This is a genomic window from Nocardia sp. NPDC050435 (genome assembly GCF_040655395.1).
Classification (GTDB): domain Bacteria; phylum Actinomycetota; class Actinomycetes; order Mycobacteriales; family Mycobacteriaceae; genus Nocardia.
Window position 1 is genome coordinate 663,495 of sequence record NZ_JBFAJW010000002.1, and the last position, 19,971, is coordinate 683,465.

At 69.4% G+C, this 19,971-nt stretch carries 15 protein-coding genes; 6 read left to right on the forward strand and 9 right to left on the reverse strand.

Features of this window, described 5'->3' with window-relative positions:
- Window positions 1-25: 25 nt before the first annotated feature.
- Window positions 26-601, reverse strand: coding sequence for a TerD family protein (locus AB0I43_RS07430; RefSeq protein WP_356972030.1), 576 nt, complete (start codon window positions 599-601; stop codon window positions 26-28).
- Window positions 602-871: 270 nt separating this feature from the next.
- Here AB0I43_RS07430 and AB0I43_RS07435 point away from each other — a divergent pair, with 270 nt between their 5' ends.
- Genes AB0I43_RS07435 through AB0I43_RS07450 form a run of 4 tightly spaced genes read left to right on the forward strand, consistent with a single transcriptional unit; the run spans window position 872 to window position 6,843 of the window.
- Window positions 872-2,011, forward strand: a complete 1,140-nt coding sequence (locus AB0I43_RS07435) for a hypothetical protein (protein ID WP_356972031.1) — start codon at window positions 872-874, stop codon at window positions 2,009-2,011.
- A gap of 58 nt (window positions 2,012-2,069) precedes the next feature.
- Complete coding sequence (locus AB0I43_RS07440) at window positions 2,070-3,281, forward strand: HpcH/HpaI aldolase/citrate lyase family protein (RefSeq protein ID WP_356972032.1); 1,212 nt, start codon at window positions 2,070-2,072, stop codon at window positions 3,279-3,281.
- Window positions 3,278-6,004, forward strand: a complete 2,727-nt coding sequence (locus AB0I43_RS07445; RefSeq protein ID WP_356972033.1) for a phosphoribosyltransferase domain-containing protein — start codon at window positions 3,278-3,280, stop codon at window positions 6,002-6,004. The genes AB0I43_RS07440 and AB0I43_RS07445 overlap by 4 nt, the downstream gene beginning before the upstream one ends.
- A complete protein-coding gene (locus tag AB0I43_RS07450; RefSeq protein ID WP_356972034.1) occupies window positions 6,004-6,843 on the forward strand; it encodes an HAD family hydrolase in 840 nt (279 codons plus the stop codon). The genes AB0I43_RS07445 and AB0I43_RS07450 overlap by 1 nt, the downstream gene beginning before the upstream one ends.
- 60 nt (window positions 6,844-6,903) lie before the next feature.
- Here the strand turns inward: AB0I43_RS07450 and AB0I43_RS07455 are convergent, their stop codons facing one another.
- The 6 genes from AB0I43_RS07455 to AB0I43_RS07480 form a co-directional block, all read right to left on the reverse strand.
- A complete protein-coding gene (locus AB0I43_RS07455; protein ID WP_356972035.1) occupies window positions 6,904-7,311 on the reverse strand; it encodes a hypothetical protein in 408 nt (135 codons plus the stop codon).
- A gap of 123 nt (window positions 7,312-7,434) precedes the next feature.
- Window positions 7,435-8,487 carry an alpha/beta hydrolase family protein gene (locus tag AB0I43_RS07460; protein ID WP_356972036.1) on the reverse strand — a complete coding sequence of 351 codons (1,053 nt, stop codon included), beginning with the start codon at window positions 8,485-8,487 and terminating at the stop codon, window positions 7,435-7,437.
- Window positions 8,488-8,599: 112 nt separating this feature from the next.
- The gene (locus AB0I43_RS07465; protein WP_356972037.1) at window positions 8,600-10,096 is read right to left on the reverse strand and encodes a hypothetical protein; all 1,497 of its coding nucleotides are present in this window, start codon (window positions 10,094-10,096) and stop codon (window positions 8,600-8,602) included.
- 75 nt (window positions 10,097-10,171) lie between these two features.
- Window positions 10,172-10,933: an AIM24 family protein gene (locus AB0I43_RS07470; RefSeq protein WP_356972038.1), complete on the reverse strand. Its 762-nt coding sequence runs from the start codon at window positions 10,931-10,933 to the stop codon at window positions 10,172-10,174.
- Between the two features lie 3 nt (window positions 10,934-10,936).
- A complete protein-coding gene (locus AB0I43_RS07475; protein ID WP_356972039.1) occupies window positions 10,937-11,638 on the reverse strand; it encodes an AIM24 family protein in 702 nt (233 codons plus the stop codon).
- 9 nt (window positions 11,639-11,647) lie between these two features.
- Window positions 11,648-12,271 carry an AIM24 family protein gene (locus AB0I43_RS07480; RefSeq protein ID WP_356972040.1) on the reverse strand — a complete coding sequence of 208 codons (624 nt, stop codon included), beginning with the start codon at window positions 12,269-12,271 and terminating at the stop codon, window positions 11,648-11,650.
- Between the two features lie 194 nt (window positions 12,272-12,465).
- Here AB0I43_RS07480 and AB0I43_RS07485 point away from each other — a divergent pair, with 194 nt between their 5' ends.
- Together AB0I43_RS07485 and AB0I43_RS07490 are read left to right on the forward strand one after the other, a co-directional pair.
- The gene (locus tag AB0I43_RS07485) at window positions 12,466-13,731 is read left to right on the forward strand and encodes a TerD family protein (RefSeq protein ID WP_356972041.1); all 1,266 of its coding nucleotides are present in this window, start codon (window positions 12,466-12,468) and stop codon (window positions 13,729-13,731) included.
- 31 nt (window positions 13,732-13,762) lie between these two features.
- On the forward strand, window positions 13,763-15,334 hold the full coding sequence (locus tag AB0I43_RS07490; protein ID WP_356972042.1) for a TerD family protein: 1,572 nt from the start codon (window positions 13,763-13,765) through the stop codon (window positions 15,332-15,334).
- A gap of 1 nt (window position 15,335) precedes the next feature.
- On the opposite strand, the gene AB0I43_RS07495 is transcribed toward AB0I43_RS07490, so the two are convergent.
- Both AB0I43_RS07495 and AB0I43_RS07500 read right to left on the reverse strand, forming a co-directional pair.
- Window positions 15,336-17,042 (reverse strand): glycosyltransferase 87 family protein, encoded by a 1,707-nt coding sequence (locus AB0I43_RS07495; protein WP_356972259.1) that lies wholly within the window; start codon window positions 17,040-17,042, stop codon window positions 15,336-15,338.
- 129 nt (window positions 17,043-17,171) lie between these two features.
- Entirely contained in the window at window positions 17,172-19,346 is a 2,175-nt protein-coding gene (locus AB0I43_RS07500; protein WP_356972261.1) for a transglycosylase domain-containing protein, read from the reverse strand.
- Between the last annotated feature and the right edge of the window lie 625 nt (window positions 19,347-19,971).

Below are 19,971 nucleotides of genomic sequence, written 5' to 3' on the forward strand. Positions count from 1 at the left end.
AGCCCCCTCTTCGTTCGCGTCGTCTTTAGACGTTGACGCCGTAGTCGCGGGCGATACCGGCCAGGCCGGCGGCGTAACCCTGACCGATGGCACGGAACTTCCACTCGGCGCCGTTGCGGTACAGCTCGCCGAAGACCATGGCGGTCTCGGTGGAGGCGTCCTCGGTGAGGTCGTAGCGGGCCAGCTCTTCGCCGTTGTCGCGGTTCACGACGCGGATGTAGGCGTTGCGGACCTGGCCGAACGACTGCTGACGGGAGTCGGCGTCGTAGATCGACACGGGGAAGAAGATGGACTCGATGGTCGGCGGAGCACCGGCCAGGTCGACGTTGATGACCTCGTCGTCGCCCTCGCCCTCACCGGTCTTGTTGTCGCCGGCGTGCTCGATGGCGCCTTCCGGCGACTTCAGGTTGTTGAAGAACACGAAGTGCTGATCCGAGAGGACCTTCTTGTCCGCGCCGGTCGCGATGGCGCTGGCATCGAGGTCGAAGTCGGTGCCGGTGGTGGTCCGAACATCCCAGCCGAGGCCGACGGCCACCTTGGTGAGGTTAGGCGCCGCCTTGGTAAGCGAGACATTGCCGCCCTTGGACAAACTGACACCCATGCGGGAATCCCTTTCAATAGTCCGTCTAGTGGTCCCAGCATGTCCGAATAGCCGGGTACGCCAACGACAGTAGTAGGTTTCTGCGGACTTGCGTAGGAACTGGGTTAACGGTCGTCTGCTGGGAGATCTCTATCCGGGTTCGAGCGGCTGTCGCTGTACACCGCATACGATCGGGGCGTGGCAGGCCGTAGACGCGGTTGGTTCCAGTCCTCGGAGCCGAACGAATGGATAGCTGACGCCCGGACACGTCTGACCGAGGCGTTCCTCGACATGGACCGCCGCCAGAGCGCGTCCGAGGCGGCGGTGCACGCCTCCGAACAGGTGTTCCCGGAACGCGGGCACGCGGCGCTGTGGGAGCCGGTGCGGGCCCGGTGCTACGCGGCCGCGGGCGCCTATCTGAGCCTGACCGAGGAACTGGACACCGCCGAGCGCGAGAAGACGGCGTTCCCGCAGGGCCAGGCCCGTGCCGACGCCGTGACCAGGCAGTTGATCGACGCGGCTCGCGGCGTCGACGAGTTCTACCGCGGCCAGCAGGCCCAGCTCGAGCACGCCCTGACCGTGCTGGGCTCGGTGCCGCAGCTGGCCCAGCAGGTCAAGCACACCGCCGCCGGCGTGCGCGCGCAGGCGGCCGAGAGCGAATACGCGAGCTATCCGTCGGTGCTGGCCCGGGCGGCGGCCGTGGATGAGGCTCTCATCACATTGGAGGCCGCCGAGCTGGGCTCCGGCGCGACCGGGCGCGGTGTGGCCGGCAAAGTGCGTGAAGCCGCCAACCGGCTGGAGTCAGTTACCGCCGAACTGGCAGATGCGTTGGCACAGGCACCATCTCGGCTCGGGGCCGCGCGCACCGCGATAACCTCGGTGAATACCAGGTTGGCGGCGGTCCGGACCAGGGCCGAGCGCCTCGATCCGGCCCAGTCGGCGTTGCTGCGTGAGTTCAATGCTGCAAGTTCGGCCGATCTAGCGAACAATGGGCGCGAGAGCCAGCGAGACATAGGCGCTGCCGCCACGGCCCTGGAGCGGGCCCGGGCGGCAATGGCCGAGAACAACCCGGAGTTAGCACTTGAACTGACCGCAACCGCGCGGGGGCATCTCGCCGAAGCCGAACGCCAGGTCGATGCCGTCACGAAACGCCTCGCCCTGCTGCGCGAGGTGCGCGCGGACCCGCAAGACAAGGCCAAAGCCGTACGCTTCCGGCTACGAGACGCGCAGATGCTCGCCGTCGGTCGCGGGCTCGTAGCCGAGTGGGGATCCGTGCTCGACGCACAGGCCGACCGGATCGACCGAATAACCGAATCACTGTCGGGGCGGCACCCCGATTACTGGGCCTATGTGACGGAACTCGATGCCGTCACCGAATTCATAGCCGGGGTAGTGGATCGCATGAGAAAACAAGCAGGACCAAGCCGCTAGCGCTCGCTCGCGGGACGCTCGAAAGGGTCAGGGAATTGAAGTTGGGGATGGGGCACCGGTGACCGCAGGCATCGCCTTCCAGCAGGAGGTCTCTCTGCGGAAGCGTGTGCCGCTACGACATTTTCGGCAATTACAGGGACCGGATATCCGACATCTGTTCCATCGGCAGCCGGAGGCGTTCGGCGACAGTTCTGATCGGGAATTACTCGCAATCGCTTTGGGGGCAACACTTTACGCGCCGGCCACCCGGCCGGACCTGGCCGAGACCATCGCCAAGCGGGCCGCGCGCGGCGTGTGCTCGATGGTGATCGACCTGGAGGACGCGGTCGCCGACCACGAGGTGGAGTACGCCAAGCGGCAGGCCGTCGCGGCGCTGGACCTGCTGGCCACCAGCGTGGAACCCAATCCGCTGGTCTTCGTGCGGGTGCGCGACGCCGACACGGTGAACGAGATCGTCGACCAGCTGGGGCCGGGCGCGGGGGTGCTGACCGGCTTCGTCTTCCCCAAGTTCGACAGTTCCACCGGCGCCAAGTACCTCGACGCGCTGGAGGCGGCGGCCGAGCGGATGCAGCGGCCCGTCTACGGGATGCCGGTGCTGGAATCGCGGGCGCTGGTGCACCGGCAGACCCGCGACCAGGAACTGGCCGAGATCGCCGCGCTGCTGGCCGAACACCGGGACCGGGTGCTGGCGGTGCGGGTGGGCGCCACCGACATGTGCTCGACCTTCGGCATCCGCCGCGACCGCGACCTCACCATCTACGACGTGCGGGTGGTCGCCGACGTGATCGCCGACATCGTCAACTACCTGGGCCGCGCCGACGGCACCGGCTTCGTCATCACCGGGCCGGTGTGGGAGTACTTCGCCGATCACGAGCGCATGTTCCGGCCGCTGCTACGTTCGGCGCCGTTCGAGGAGTCCGACGCGGTGCCGTTCCGGCAGTACCTGGTCAGCCGGGATCTGGACGGGCTGCTGCGCGAGATCACCCTGGACCGGGCCAACGGTATCCAGGGCAAGACCGTCATCCATCCCTCGCACGTGGCCGCGGTGCACGCGCTGTCGGTGGTCACCCACGAGGAGTACTCCGACGCGCTGGACATCCTGCAGGTCGAGGTGGGCGGGGTCGCGGCCTCGGAGTACCGGAACAAGATGAACGAGATGCGCCCGCACCGGAGCTGGGCCCGGCAGACGCTGCTGCGCGCCCGGGTGTTCGGCGTGGCCAACAAGGGAGTGTCGTTCGTGGATCTGCTGACGGCGTTGGTGAAGGTATGACCGGCGCACTGGACGGCCGCGCGTCGTCGGCATTGCCTTGGGCGACCAGGGAATTCGGGATCGAACTGCGGCACGTCCGGTCGCACGGCGAGGCAATGTCGATCCCGGCTCTGGTCGAGCCCGGCCTGCGGCGGAACAAACGCCGCGCGCATTTGCTCGTGTCGACGGTGCTCGGCAAGCACCTGCCGACCGAGCCGCAGATCGTGCTGGACGCCGGTGACCGCCTGGGTGATCTGGTCCGGGCCGTGACGGGTGACCAGGCGGTCGTGGTGCTCGGGTTCGCTGAAACCGCAACGGGTCTCGGGCATATCGTGGCCGCGCGCATCGGCGCGAGCTGCTACCTGCACTCGACCCGCCGCGACGTACCGACAGCAGCGACGCTCACCGGTTTCGAGGAGGGACACTCGCACGCCACCTCGCATCTGCTGCAGCCGATGCCCGCCGAGATCTTCATGAACGATCAGCCGCTGGTGCTGGTGGACGACGAGATCTCCACAGGCGCGACGGCGATCGACGCGGTGCGCGCCCTGCACGCCTTCGCGCCGCGCGCGCACTACGTGCTCGCCTCGCTGGTGGACATGCGCACCGAGGCCGATCACGCGGCGTTCGAGGCCGCGGCCGCCGAGCTGGGCGCGCGCATCGACACCGTCTGCCTGGCCTCCGGGCGCACCATGCTGCCCGAGGGACTGATCGACGCCGTCACCGCGTTGCCGGAGCCGAGATTGAATCCCGTTGCCGCGCAACGCGGAACCTGTGTCCGCCTGGAACTGCCCTGGCCCGCGGCGGTGCCCGAGGGCGGGCGGCACGGAATCCTGGAGTCGGACACGGCCGCCTTCGAGTCCGCGGTGGCCACCGCCACCGCGGCCTTGCGCGCCCGGCTGACCGCCCAGGCTCCCGGCCGGCCCGCGATCGTGCTGGGCCACGAGGAACTCATGTATCTCCCGCTGCGCTTGGCGGCGGCCCTCGCGGAGTCCGGTATACCCACCCGTTTCCAGACCACCACCCGCTCGCCCGCCTACGTGCTGGACGAACCGGGCTACCCGCTGCGCCGCGGATTCCGTTTCACCGCACCGGAACCCGACTCGGAAGCCCCGCGCTACCTGTACAACGCGCAATGGCCCGAGGACCTCGACTCCGAATTGCGCGCGCTGGACGCCGCGGCGACAGCCACCGATCCGGCTGGCGCTGACGCGAACCTCCGCGCACACGTGCCCGCGACCGGCACGGCGGCGACTTCCGAAGCGCTCGTCGAGGCGACCTCGCCGACGCTCGACGCTCCGGCCGCGACCGCACCCGGCGGTGACGCGGTGCTGGTGCTCGTGATCGACCAGCCCGCCGACACACCCGAACTCGTCGCCGATGGCGGCGTGGTCGACGTTCTCACCGCCTCCGGAGCCGACGTCCTGGTCGCCGTGCTGCCCGGCGCGGATCCCCGTGCACTGTATGCCGAACGTGCTCGGTCATCGGGCGATGCGGAGCATCCCACCGCGTTCGCGGATCACGCGGGCACGGGCACGACCGCGGCGTCCGAGATTCCGTTCTCCGGCCACACCGACCGCCGTGGCACGAGAACGACCCCCGCGGCGATGCCGCCCGGCACCACCCGGGAACTCCCACCGCCCCTGCACGGTCCCGAGTTCGGATCGTATGCGGCCGAAGAGGTTTCGTGGCTGCTGAAAGACCTCTCCGAGGTCGATCTGGAAGCCGATGTCGCCGAACGGGAACAGCGGATCCAGGCGGGGGAGGCGCACTACGCCGAGTCGCTGCCGATCGAGTACCAGCCCGACGCCGCCTACCGTGAGCTGTTCGACAAGGTGCTGGCCGAGAGCGCCGAGCGCTTGGCGCTCGCCGTGGCCACCGTGTCCGAACTCGTGGTGGCCGAACGCGGCGAGGACATCGTGCTGGTGTCGCTGGCGCGCGCCGGTACGCCGGTCGGCATTCTGATGAAGCGCTGGCTGAAGTCCGCGCGAGGTCTCGATATCCCGCACTATGCCGTCTCGATCGTGCGCGACCGCGGCATCGACGCGGTCGCCCTGGATTACCTTGCCCGCCATCATGATCCGGCCTCGATCGTGTTCGTGGACGGCTGGACCGGCAAGGGCGCGATCACGCACGAATTGAACGACGCCTTGGACGTCTATCACGCGGCGGGCGGAGCGCGGTTCAACGGCGAACTCGCCGTCCTCGCCGACCCCGGTCACTGCGTGCGCACCTACGGCACCCGCGACGACTTCCTGATCGCCTCGGCGTGCCTGAATTCCACGGTGTCCGGCCTGATTTCGCGCACCGTGCTGAACGACACCCTGATCGGGCCCGGCGATTTCCACGGCGCCAAGTTCTATCGGGACCTCGCCGGTGACGATGTCTCCGGCCACCTGCTCGACAGCGTGAGCGCGGCTTTCGGCAGCATCCGGGACCAGGTGCCCACGGCGGTGGCCGCCGTGCGGGCGAGCGACCGCACCCCCACCTGGTCCGGCTGGGCCTCGGTGGAGCAGGTGCGGGCCGAATACGGCATCGCCAGCGTGAATTTCGTGAAGCCCGGCGTCGGCGAGACCACCCGGGTGCTGCTGCGGCGGGTGCCGTGGCGGGTGCTGGTCCGCGAGGCCGACGCGCCCGAGCACGCGCACCTGCGCCTGCTCGCCGCGGCCCGCGGGGTGCCGGTGGAAGTCGTTTCCGACCTGGCCTATTCGTGCATGGGATTGATCAAGGAAGTTCGCGAGTAATGCTATTGGGTACACCCCGAAGACAGACCCTGGTCGCCACCGACCTCGACCGCACGATGATCTACTCCCGCAACGCCATGAGCGCCGGGGCCGAGGTGCCGACGGTCTGCGTGGAGCACCTCGAGGGCGCGCCGCTGTCGTTCATGACCACGGCCGCGGCGCTGCGGATGCAGACGCTCACCGAGCCCGCCGCGGTGGTGCCGACGACCACGCGCACCATCAAGCAGTTCAACCGGATCCGGTTGCCCGGCGCCCCGTGGCGCTACGCGATCACCAGCAATGGCGGCAATATCCTGGTCGACGGCGTCCCCGACATGCGCTGGCGCATCGACGTGGACGCCAAGGTCCGCGCGGGCGGCACGACGCTGTCGGAGGTGAGCGCCGAATTGCGCTCGCGGATCGACGATTCCTGGGTTTCCAAGTTCCGCATCGCGGACCACCTGTTCGCCTACCTGGTGGTGAAACCGAAGCTGGTGCCCGCGGGTTTCCTGGCCGAATGGGATTCCTGGTGCCAGGCGCGCGGCTGGTCGGCCTCGCAGCAGGGGCGCAAGATCTACACGATGCCGCAGGCGGTGTGCAAGAGCATCGCGGTGGCCGAGGTGCGGCGTCGGCTCACCGAGTCCGGGGAGCTGGCCGCGGGCGCGACCACGCTGGCCGCCGGGGACGGCGCGCTGGACGCGGAGATGCTGCGGGCCGCCGATTCGGCGATCCGCCCCCGGCACGGCGAGCTGGAACAGTTGAATTGGACCAGCCCGAATCTGACGGTCACCCGGGCCTCCGGGATCCTGGCGGGCGAGGAGATCATCGATTGGCTGATCCGGGCCTCGCCCGCGGCCTGAACAGACGGCGGCCGGGCCCCGGTGTGCACCGGGGCCCGGCCGAATTCGCCTATGCGGCAGCTATTTCTGGCCGAGGGCCGCGCTGCCGGACTCGAGGAGCTCCTGCAGCGGGTTGGCGGCGGCGCCGACCTGAACGTTCTTGTTCAGCAGCTCGACGGCCGGGGAATTGACGGTGCAGCTCTCGCCCTCACCCACGTAGAGGTGCACGCGCACCTGGTGCGCGCCCGCCTGCAGGTTCGCGAGGACCGCGGAGGGCTTGTCCGGCGTCAGGATGACCGACTGCAGCTTCTCGTCCAGCAGGACGGTGCCCGACCAGCATTTGTCGTCGGTGTTGTTGATCGAGACGGTGATGTCGTCCTTGCCGCCGACGGCATCGGCCGTCCGGGCGGCGGAAGCGGTGCCGGCGAGCATCGTGATCGTCGCGGCGGCGAGGGCGGTGGCTCCGGTGGCAAGCTTGAGAGTACGCATAGTTCCTTTCCGAGGTTCCCCCTTGCCCAGCGATCATAGGACGATCCGAGGTGCTTGTCTCGCATCGAATGATGTTGTCACAAAAGGGGTTTCGGCTCTGGAAGAGCGGGTAAACGCGCTCGGTTACGGGGCGCTGAACAGGCCCTTCTCCAGCGTCGGCCAGGACGACTTCAGATCGTCCTGCCAGTAACCCCAGGAGTGCGTGCCGCTGTCGCGGTAGACGAAGGTCGCCGGGATGCCGAGCTGGTTCAGCCGGTTGTTCATGTTCTGGTTGGACCAGTTCACGCCCGCCTCGATGATGCCGCCCAGCGCGACCGTCTTCGGCGTCTCCTCCGGCGGCTCCATGCGGAACTTGCCGCCCGGCTTGTCGTACTCGCCGGGGATGCCGTTGCCGGTGGAGAAGAACAGGTGGGTGCCGCGCAGCTTGTCGGCGTTCACCATCGGGTCGTTGGCGGCCCAGAGCGGGTTGTTCGGCTCGCCCCACATGTTGCGGGTGTCGCCGCCGCCCCAGGTTTCCACGGTCAGCTTCACCATCTGCTGGCCGATCGGGTCGCTGACCTGCGCGATGCCGCTGTAGGTGGCGACACTGCGGAACAGGCCCGGCTTGTGGATGGCGAAGTTCAGCACCGAGGTGCCCGTCATCGACAGCGCCGCGACGGCGTTGACGCCGTTGGTGCCCAGCGCGGCGTCGATCAGCACCGGCATCTCCTCGGTGACGAAGGTCTGCCACTTGTTCACCCCGAGCACCGGGTCCGCGGCGATCCAGTCGGCGTAGAAGCTCCACGCGCCGCCGACCACCTGCACCACGTTGATGTTCTTCTCGCCCAGGAACTCCAGCGCGTCGGTGTTGCGCTTCCAGGAGGCGTCGTCCATGCCGCCGCCGGCGCCGTTGAACAGGTACAGCGTCGGCCGCGGCACCGAGGTGTCGGCGGGGCGCAGCACGTCCACGGAGATGTTCTTGTTCATCGCCGCCGACCAGATCTGCATGCGCACGTTGCGCGCGTCCTTGGTGGCGATCTTGTCCACATAGGACCCGTCCGCGGACTTCAGCGCGGGTTTGACCACCCCGGGATTGGTGATCACCGGATCCGCCGTCGCCGGCGCCGCTCCGGCGCCGAGCACCGCCGCGCCCAGTAGCGCCGCCAGCGCAATCCGCTTACCCCGCCGGTGCGACATCAGGCCCTCGATTCTGCTTGCTGCGGACCAGCTTTGGCCCGTCGATCAATTCGTTCCCACCTTAACCGCGCGGCCCCCGGATCCCACCCACGGGAATTGGGGGCAGTGCGGTTCAGCGGCCGTCGCGCAGCGACACCAGGCCGCCCAGCGTGCCCAGGTAGGCGGTGCCGTCGGGGCCGAGCGCGATGCCCGCGTAGTTGTTGTTGAAGCCGACGCCGCTGCCGGACAGGCGTTTCCAGACCAGCTCGCCGGTCCGGTAGTCCAGGGCGGTCCAATACCAGGGATCGGTGGCCTGGGTGCCCTTGGTGTAGGTGTAGATCAGCCCGGTGGCCAGCGACAGCTTCGGCACCACCGAGGGCGCGGCCTCGGTGGTGTTGGTCCACACGAGGTGGCAGCCGTTGCCGTCGTCGTCGAGGTCGACGCGGGCGAAGCCGGGTGTGGTGGTCGCCCCGAGCATGGTCGCGTCCGGTCCGGTGTAGCCGTAGTTGTTCTCCACGATCAGCGAGCGGCCCGCGCCGATCAGCGAATTCTCGGTGTTACTGGCGCCTTTGGCGAAGACCGGCACGCTGCACACCTGGCGCTGCGCGGCGTCGGGGGCGGTGCGATAGACGACGACGTGCATCGGATCGGAGTTGTCGGTGATGGCGACGTAGCCGCCGGGCAGCACGGTCGGGGTGGTGCCGGTGCCGTCGTCGACCTGGCCGGGTTTGTGCTGCCCGCCGTTGGCGTAGGTGACGCGCCAGGTGACGGCCGGGGTCTTGCCGGGGCCCGCGTCGAAACGCAGCAGTTCGCGATTGGTCGCGATGTAGACCTCGCCCGCGGCGCCCACCGCGAAGGAGTTCTGGATCTGCCCCTGCGCGCCGTTGCCGAGCCGGATCACCTGTGTCGCACCGGTTTCCAGATCCAGGGTGCCGACCACGCCGTTGGTCTTGGCCACGAACCAGAGCAGCCCGTTGGCGTCGGGCAGCGCGGAGTTCAGGGTCTCGCCGGGGCGCAGCACGGTGGTCAGGTCGTAGTCGCGCACCAGGGTGAAGCCGGTGGCGGTCGGGTTCTGCGCGAGCACCAGGATGTGGCCGTTCCCGGTGCCGACGACGGCCCGGTCCTGGTGGTCGACGTAGAAGTAGGCTCCACCGCCGAAGTTGGTGAAGAAGCCGGGCTTCAGGATCTCGCCGGGCGGGCGGCCGGGCAGCGCGTATTTGCCCAGGACCTGGAGTGAGCGCGGATCGATCAGGTACAGCCCGGGCTGGGCGCCGAGGCAGGTGGCGATGATGCGGCCGGCGCGGTCGAAGGCCACCGAACCGCACTCGCTGGCCAGGAACAGCGAGTTCACCCGGGTACCGACCCCGAGCGGGCCGGGCCGGGTGTAGGTGTCGCTCATCCAGCCGTCGTTGTGCAGGCCGGAGTTGCCGTTGGGCGCCAGGAACAGATGCTGCGGGATCGCGGCGAGGCCGGTGATCGGGTCGGCCGTGGCCGGATCCCCGACGAATTCCGGCACGTCCAGCGGCGGCACCGACGGGATCGGCCCCGCGCCCGCACTCGCCGGGACCAGCAGACAGGCGGCGAGCGCGGCGGCGAGCGGCGCTGCCCGGCGCAGGATCTTCGGTGACACGCGCCACACGCTAACAGTCGTCATGGGCACTTGACCAACAATCTCGCTGAATGAGACTCGCTGGTTAGCCGCCGATCAGTACTGCTGCTGCCCCTGCAACTGCTGCATGATGGTCGCCTGCAACCGCTGCAACCCGCTCGGCCCGATTCCGCTCTGCAACTGCCCCTCGATGCTGCGCACGAGCATCGCGTCGTTCATCACCTTCTCGCTGGACTGGATGAGCACCGTACCGGCGCCGGTGAAGTCGAACTGCCGCTCCTCGCCGGAGTTGGCGCCCATCCGCGCCGCGCCCGCCGCCAGGAAGCTGGTGATCCAGCGCTGGTCGTAGTGATGGCTCGGCGACGGGCAGTCCGCCCAGCCCACCAGCGATTCCGGGTCCACCCGCAGCGGCGGCTCGGCGAACATCACCGGGCCGTTGGAGGAGGCCAGGAACTTGCCGGTGCCGATCAGGGTGAGGAAGCCGGGCACGATCGACTGGTTCAGCGACAGCCCCGGCTCGAAGGCGAGCAGGTTCGCCGCCCGGACGGTGAGGTTGCCGTCCTCCAGGTCGTAGGAGTTGATGTTGTAACCGCGGTCGCCGATGATCAGCTTGCCGTGCCCCTCGGCGACCACGTAGTCGCCGGTGAACAGCGGCGCCGAGAACTGCTGCGACACCATGTGCATCAGCCCGCCCTGCAGGCCGTGGGTGAGCGCCTGGAAGTTCATCTGCCCGTAGTAGGCGATCATCGCGCCCTTGCGCATGAACCACGGCTTCACCAGGTCGATGCAGTAGGCGTAGTCGTTACCCGGGATGTTGTCGCTGTCCCCGAGATTCATCGGGTTGTAGATCTGGGCCATGGGTCACAACTTCTCTTCGGAGGCCTGCACGTAAACGACACCTTGTCCGACGCAATGCAATTGCATCGCCTCGCCGGAACCTCGGCCGACCGCGTCGCGCCAGCTCATCGCGGACTTCAACTCGGTCTGCACGTTGCCGTAGGCGGCGACGAAGGCCTGCGGATCGACCACGACCGGATTCGGCCCGCCCACCTGCAGTTCCAGGAAACCGCCGTGCGCCAGCAGCACCGCCGCGCCCTGCCCGGACAGCTGGGTGGTGAACATGCCCTGCCCGGTCAGCGCGCCGGTCGCGGCCCCGCGCAGCGCGCCCATCAGGCCACCGCCGCCGCCTCCGCCACCACCGGAGCTCATCACCGAGACCACCGAACTCTGCAGCGCCGCGGTATTGGCCAGCAGGCGTGAGGCTTCCACGCGCAATACCGCGCCCGGCTGCATCTGCACCACCTGGATCTCCAGGCCGGCGAACCCGTAGTGCACCTCGCCGGTGCCCTGCGCCAGCATGGTGCGCTCGTGCTCACCGGCCATCATCCGCCCGGCCATGCGCATCAGGCCGCCCCCGCCGCCCATCTGTTGTGCACCCGGAATCTGGTGCGGCGCAAAGGAAACGTCGCCGGTGTAGAACAGCATCGCGCCGTTGCGCGCGACGACGCCACCGGCCATGCCGACGTTGACCTTGACGACCTTGCTGTTGACCTTCTCGAACATCGCCTGTCCCTACCGTTCCGCCGGCTGGATCAACACCACGCCCTGGCCGTCCCATTTGATCTGGAACGCCTCACCGCCGCCCGAGCCGACCATGTCGCGCCAGCCCATATTGGTGATGAACGAGGACTGCACATTGCCCTGCGCGGCGACGAACGCGTCCGGATCGACGATCAGCGGGAACTGCGGGGTGACCTCGAGGTGGATCAGCGGCCCGCCCGCCGAGAGCAGCGCCACCTGGCCCTGCCCGCTCACCGTGGTGGTGAACAGGCCCTGCCCGGAGGACGCGCCGCTGACGCCGGCGAAGCGGACATCGGTGCGCAGATTGCCGGCGAAAGCGAGCAGCTGCTGCGATTCGACCTGCAGCGTCTCGTTGTTCAGGTTGATCACCGTGACGTCCTGGCCGTTCACGGCGAAGAAGACACGCCCGTGGCCCTGACATTCCATCAGCGACAGTTTCTCGCCGGTGGCGCGGCGCTTCATGCCCGCGAGCACGCCGTCGCCGCCGCCGAAACCGGCGGACTTGAATTGCACATTGCCTTCGTAGGCGATCATCGAACCCGAGATCGCGCGGATACTGGTGCCGTTGAGTTGAGCCTCGACGACCTTTTTCGACTGCTCTAACAGTTGCGCCATGTGGGGAGTTGCCTGCTGTCTCGTTCGGGAACATGGGTCTGTCGCCACATTCCAACTGCTTCGGCCGCCACCCTAGTGGCCGCAGTCGAAGATCGTCCATCCACTCGATCGCTGTTAACGCGTTAGCTCCGGCGGGGACCACCACGTTTCTCGTAGAGTGACTATCGAATGCACCGACAAGCGAAGGGTCTACCTTGTCCGCAACACTCGCCAAGGGCCAGAACGGTCCGCTGGCCACCAACGACGTGGTGATCTCCGTCCAGCTGCCGGCGCCCGCGGACCTGTCCGCGCTGCTGGTCACCGAACGCGGCAAGGTTCGCTCGGACGCGGACTTCGTATTCTTCAACCAGCCCAGCGGCCCGGGCGTGAACCTGCAGCCCGCGCCCGCCGGCCAGCCCGCCTCGCTCGCGGTCTCCCTGAGCTCGGTGCCGCCGGAGATCGATCAGATCCGCGCGGTCATCACCCTCGACGACGCTTCCAGCAACTTCGGCCAGTTCGCCCCGCCGACCGCGATCGTCTCCGACTCCAACGGCACCCGGCTGTTCGAGTACCAGATCACCGGGTTGCAGAGCGAGTCGATCGTGATCGCCCTGGAGCTGTACCGGCGCCAGGGCTCCTGGAAGGTGCGCGCGGTCGGCCAGGGCTACGCCGGCGGTTTCGCGGCGCTGGTCACCGATCACGGTGTAACGGTCGAAGACAACTCCGCGGCCGCCGCGCAGCCGAGCGCGCCGCCCCCGCCGCCCGTCGCGCCGCCGACCTACCCGCCCCAGCAGCCGCAGCAGCAGCAGTACGCGCCGCCGCCCGGCCAGGGCTACCCGCAGCAGGCGCCGCCCCCCGCGCCGCCGCAGTCCACGGGTGAGGTCAGCCTGAGCAAGGACCGTCCGGTCAGCCTGGTGAAGGGCCAGAAGGTCACCCTGCGCAAGGAGGGCGGCGCCGCGCTGACCTTCGTGAAGATGGGCCTGGGCTGGGATCCGGTGCAGACCCGCGGCATGTTCGGCAACCGCACCGTCGACATCGACCTGGACGCCTCGGTGATCATGTTCGCCGACGCCAACCCCGCGGATTACGCCTACTACGGCCAGCTTTCGTCCAAGGACGGCTCGGTCCGGCACCAGGGCGACAACCTGACCGGCGAGGGCGAGGGCGACGACGAGGTGATCCTGGTCGACCTCACCCGCATCCCCGCGCACATCAGCACGCTGGTCTTCGTCGTCACCTCCTACAAGGGCCACACCTTCGAGCAGGTGCAGAACGCGTTCTGCCGCTTGATCGACGGCACCAACAACGCCGAACTGGCGCGCTATACCCTGGCCGGCGGCATGGCGTTCACGGCGATGGCGATGGCGAAGGTCTATCGTGTCGGCCAGGATTGGAAGATGCAGGCGCTGGGCGAGGGTTTCCAGGCCAAGCATCCGGGCGAGGCGATCCCGCAACTCGGCCGGTTCCTGTCGCCGAACTAGCGCATCGCCGCGAAACAGCAGGGTAGAGCCCGTGATTCAGCTCAAGGCCGGTCAGAACACCACGCTGACCGCGGATGTCCTCAGGTTCAGCGCCAAAGCCGCGGCGGCGCTGGACATCTCCGCGCTGGTGGTGGCGGAGAACCTGCGCGTGTTCGACACCGGCGATCTCGTCTTCTACAACCAGCCCGGCACTGCCGGGGTGGCGCTGGCGGGCGAGGAGGTGACGATCACGCTGTCGCAGGTGCGTGCCGACGCGCAGGCGGTGCTGCTGGTCGTCAGCGCCGACCCGGCCCCGCTCGGCGGGCTCGGCGCGGTCACCGCGACTCTATCGGAGAACGGCACGGCGACAGCCGAATTCGCGATCACGCCGCAAGCGGGCGAGACGGCGCTGATCTGCTTCGAGGTGTACCGCCGGGGCGAGGGCTGGAAGGTGCGCGCCGTCGGCCAGGGCTACGCGGGTGGCCTCGCGGTCCTGCTCACCGCGCACGGCGTCGAGGTGGACCACCCCGGCCCGGACGCGCACGTGCAGTCGGTCCAGGCCGCCACCCCGCACGGCGCCGACCAGGGCGCCATCGCCGCGCCGCAGTCGCCGGGGGCGCCGCTGGAGATGTCGCACGGCGTCGAACGCCTGTGGATGATCTTCGAGGACGCCGCCCGGTCGGCGGCCGCCCTGATCGCCGCGCGCGACTACGCCGACAACCGCCTGGACGAGGAGCTGTCCGCGGCGGTCGCCGACCCGGCCGCCCGCAACAGCGCGGCCGGGGCGGCGGCCCGGGAAGCGGCGCAGCGGCGCCACGACGAGTTGATCGCGACCGCCGAGGCGAACCATCGCCGCGACAGCGAACACCTGATCCAGGAACTCGCCGCCGCCGACGATCAGCTGCCCCCCGCGCTGGCGTCCTGGGATTCGGCGAGCTGGGATCGCCCCACGGCCAAGGCCGACGGCATCCGCCTCGGCGAGCTGTACGCGAGCGAGCGTGGGCCGCTGCGGATTCCGTACTGCGTGCCGATCCCGCTGACCCGCCCGCTCTGGATCGACACCGAGTACTCCGCGGCCGTGGTGCCCGTCGTCGGCGCGCTGCTGGCCCGGTTGCGCGCCGCCGATCCGACCCGCCGCGTGCGCCTGGACGTGATCGACCTCTCCGGGGCGTTCACCGGCCTGATCGCGCCGCTGCTCCCGCTGCTCAACGGCCCGGTGGTCACCGACCACAACGAGATCTCGGTGCGCATCAAGGCTCTCGCCGATCAGGCCGAACTCGCCGAAATGGCGTACACCAGCGGCAATTTCACCCCGCCCACCGAGCATCGGGTGCTGCTGGCGGCGGACTTCCCGCACGGTTACCAGCCGGTCGACGCCCAGCGCATCGGCGCGCTGATGCTGCGCGGCGACCTGATCGGGTTGTCCATCATGATCGTCGGCAGCGACGAATCCGAGTCCGAGGACGAGACGATCGCCGTGCTCTCCCAAGCCAGCCGCCATCTGCCCACCGTCATCGATACGCCGATGTTCGACCCGTGGACGGGCAGCGCCTGGCACCTGGAACTGGATCTGCTCCCGCCCGATCCGCACCGGCAGGCCCGGCTGCTGCGCGTCGACCAGTAGGTCAGCGGCCGAGCCGTCCGGCCGCCCGCGCCGGATGGTGCTCGCGCACGGAATCCCAGGGGCGCAACCACTCCGGCAGCCAGGCCAGCAGCGGGTCCGGCGCCCGATCGACGATGCCGCCGGTCGGGTCGTCCACGAAATCGCGGCGCACCAGATCGTCCTCGGGGCGATAGATCTGCCAGACGATCAGCGCGCACAGCCCGATCACCGCGAGATCGCGCAGCAGCACGGTGCCGGTGAACCACTGCTCCGGCAGGCCCTTCCGGTCCTGGCCGAGGTAATAGAACATGCGTGGCGCCCACACCAGCGCGTCGATCGTCATCCAGGCCAGCAGGATGCGCCTATGCGGCAGCGCGAGCACCGCCAGCGGCACCAGCCACAGCGAGTACTGCGGGCTCCACACCTTGTTGGTCAGCAGGAAGGCCGCGACCACCAGGAAGCACAGTTGCGCCAGGCGCGGCCGCTTCGGCGCGGTCAGCGCGACGTAGGCGATGAGCAGGCAGGCGACCAGAAACAGCAGCAGGGACACCGTGTTCAGAATCGTCGGGGCCTCGCCGTGGGCGAGCGTCCCGTCGAACCCGGCCCAGCCGGTGAACGAGGTGATCACGTTGTAGATCGAGTCCGGGTCCGCGTGCCGGGTGGTGTTGAGCCGGAAGAACTCCCGCCAGCCGTCGCGGAACAGCAGCGCGATCGGCAGATTCACCAGCACCCAGGTGCCCAGGGCGGCGCCCACCGCCAAGCCCGCCGAGCCCAGCGGGCGGTAGGCCAGCAACTGGACCCGGGCGGGGGTGTCGCGGATCCAGGACAGCGCCGCCGCCGCGCTGTCGATATCGCGCAGGCGCAACCCGATCCGGGCGCTGGGTATCCGGCGCATCGGGTCGGCGCGCAGGCACAGCACCACGATCGGGCCGAGCAGCAGCAGCGGATACAGCTTGGCCGCGCCGCCGAGCCCGAGCAGCACGCCCGCGAGCACCGGCCGCCGGCGGGCCCAGGCCAGCAGGCCGGTCGCCGCGAACGCGGTGGCGAGCGCGTCGAAGTTGGTGAACGCGTGCACGATCACCAGGGGTGAGCAGGCGAGCAGCGCGATGTCCCAGACCCGGCGCCCGGCCAGCGTCGCCGAGGCCCACACCGTCACCAGCCAGGCCAGCGCCAAGCCGAAGGCGATCACGTTGAAGTAGAGCACCACCTGTAAGGCGCCGGGCAGGGGAGCGGCGTCCCAGGACTTGGCGATCTGCATGCCGAGGTACTGGTACAGCCCCGACAGCACCGGGTATTCCATGTACCTGGTCTCGACCCCGCCGTCCGGGGTCTCCTCGGTCCAGCTCTTCTTGTACGGGAACGCGCCTTCGTCCAGCCGCTCCGCCCCGTACAGCGGGACGGTGTCGGAGTAGCACATGGCGGTGTACTGGCGGCCGTTGTTCCAGTCCAGCATCGGCCGCCCGTCGGAGCTGGCCGTCTGCTGGATGCACGGCGCCTTCGCGCCCCAGCCGAGGGCGAGGAACAGCACGGTGAACAGGAACAGCACCCGCAGCGGCGTCCAGAACCGGGCGCGGCCGATCAGCGCGTGCGCGCCGACCGGCCCGCCGACCACCGTGCTCAGTTGCGCCGTCAGGGAGTCGTTGCGGCTGGGCCGATCTCGCGTGTCGGCCGACCGCAGGTCGGGCGCCAACGGCGCGGCCGAGACGTAGCGCGCTCCGTTGGTGCCCACGGCGCCGAGCTCCTGCCCCCCACTGGAGCGCGGCGTACTCCCATGCTGCCGCGCGTCCGCCAGTTGCTGATCCACGGCACCCGAGGTTACAGGCGTATCAGTGGACACCCGCCGACAACCTCGGCCCGGTCACCTGTTTCGGGTGGTCGGCTGGGTGTTCCCGTTCCCGCTGTTGTTCGGACGGCTCGAGTTCGTGGTGGTCGGCTGCGACCCGTCCGACGGTGCCACCGGCTGGCCCGGCAGCGGGCCGGGATCGGAGGTCTGCGGCGACTGGGTCTCCTGCCGCTGCTGTTGTTGCTGCGGCTGCTCTTGGACGCCCAGACCCGGCAGCGTGAACGGCAGACCCGGAATCTGGATCTGGGTCGGCACCACCACCGGCGGCACGAACTGCTGCTGGGTGGTCGAGGGCGGGGTGTAGGCCGCGGACCACTCCGGGACACCGGCCTGGCCCTTGATCGGGGCCGGCTTCGGGAAGGTCTCGTTGGTGGTGCCCTGCAGGGCGCCGTCCATCGTGGACTTCCAGATGTCGGAGGGGAGGCCGGAGCCGTAGATCATGCCGCCCTGGTAGTTGCGCAGCTTGCTGTTGTCGACCGAGCCGACCCACACCGCCGTGGACAGCGACGGCGTGTAGCCGACCATCCAGGCGTCCTTGTTCTCACCGGTGTCGCCGAGCTGGGCGGTACCGGTCTTGGCGGCGGACTCGCGGCCGTTGGCCAGGTTGTGGTTGCGCGACCAGGCCGCGATCGGCTTCATGGCGGCGGTGACGTTGTCCGCCACGGCGGCCGACACGCGCTGCTCGCCGGGCACCTCACCGCGGTCGAGCAGGACCTCGCCGTCGGCGGTGACGACCTTGGTGACGAAGTGCGGCGCGTGATAGACGCCCGAGGCCGCGAAAGTCGCGTAGACCGAGGCCATGTCGAGCGGGCGCGCCTGGTACTGGCCGAGCACGATGCCGTTGTTCGGGCCGGAGCCGTCCGCCTCGGACAAGGTCTGGCCGACGCCCGGCAGGGTCTCCGGGATGCCGAGCTTGTGTCCCATGTCGGCGATCTTCTTGGGGCCGTTGCCCATATCCAGCTGCATCCGGTAGAAGCTGGTGTTCAGCGAACGCTTGAGCGCCTCGGCGATGGTGCACATGCCGCACTGCTCGCCTTCCACGTTCGTGATCTTGATGCCGTTGACGGTCAGCGGGGAGCTGTCGTACATCTGCGACAGCGGCACACCCTGCTCCAGATTCGCGGCCAGGCCGACCGCCTTGAACGAGGAGCCCGTCTGCAGCGGAGCGTTGGCGAAGTCGTAGCCCTGGCCGTCGTTGCCGCCGTAGTAGGCCTTCACCGCGCCGCTGCGCGGATCGATCGACACCACCGCGGTGCGCAGCTGCTCGGGCTCACCCTCCATCTTCTTGATGGCGGCGTCGACCGCGGCCTGCTGCATCTTCGGGTCGATCGTGGTGGTGATCTTCAGGCCCATGGTGTTGAGCTGCTGCTCGCTGATGCCCGCGGCCTGCAACTCCTTGAGCACCTGGGTCTTCACCAGGCCCTCGGGGCCGGAATCCTGCGACTTGTCGCGGGTCGTGGCCAGCGGCACCACGGTCGGGTACTGCAGCGACTGCCGTTCGGCGGCTTGCAGATTGCCGCCGCTGACCATGCCGTCGAGCACGTAACCCCAGCGCGTCTTGGCGCCCTCGGGGTTCTTCTCCGGATCCAGCGCCGAGGGCAGCTGGATGGTCGCGGCGAGCACCGCGCCCTCGGGCACGCTCAGCTCCTGCACCGGCTTGCCGAAGTAGGCCTTGGCCGCCGCGTCGATGCCGTACGCGCCACGGCCGAAGTAGATGGTGTTCAGGTAGGCGGTGAGGATCTCGTCCTTGCTCCACTGCCGGGCCATCTTCGCCGAGATGACCAGCTCGCGCAGCTTACGGGTGTAGGAGCGCTCGTCGCCGACCATGGCGTTCTTGACGTACTGCTGGGTGATGGTCGAGCCACCACCGGCACTTTCCTTGCCCAGCAGGTTGTCTCGGGCGGCGCGGGCGAAGCCCGAGATCGAGAAGCCGGGGTTGGTGTAGAAATCCCGGTCCTCGGCCGCGATCACCGCGTTGCGCACGTGCGGCGGGATCTGGTCGATGGTGACGTCGGTGCGGTTGCCCTCGGGCGGCACCACCTTGCTGAGCACCGTCTCGCCGTCGTTGCCGTAGATGAAGGCGACCTGGTTGCTCTTGATGTCGCCGGGCTTGGGCACCGACACCGCGGAGTAGGCGATCAGGAACGCGGAACTCGGCACCACGATGGCCAGCGCCATCAGCACGTACATGGTGCGGCGCACGATCTTCCACGGGAAGCGCTTGCGCTGCTGCTCGGGCCGGCGCCGACCGGGGCCCTCGCCCCCGCCGTCGCCACCGCGGCCGCCGCGGCGCGGCGGCGGACCCGACGGCGGGCCGCCGGCCGTGACGCGGCGCTCGCCGGAGGCGGGGCCGGTGGGGCGGGCGCCGCGATTGGCGCGCTCGCCGGGGCGTTCGGCGCGGCCGGTGCGCTCGACGCCGGGCCGCTCGGCCGGGCGCGGTGCGGTGATCGGGCGGGAACCCGACCCGCCGCGCGCCTCCGGGCGGCGATTGCGTTCGGCCACGGCCTCGCTCAGCGAGCCCGGCCGGCCGGGCTGCGGAAGCTTCTGCGTCGACTGATGATTGGGCGCACCCGGCTGCGGGGGGCGACCCTGCGGCGGGCGCCCCTGGGGTGCGCGGTCCTGCGGGGCGCGATCCTGCGGCGGGCGGCCCTGCGGGGGCGGACCCGGACGCGGGGGCTGCGGGCCACGCGGCCCGCCCTGCGGCGGCTGCGGCTGCCGTGCGCCCGGCGGGGGCAGCGGACGGAAACCGGGCGGCGGGCCCTGGCGTCGCTCCGGCGAGTTGGGCGGACCCGGATGTGAACCTCGCTGTGGACGG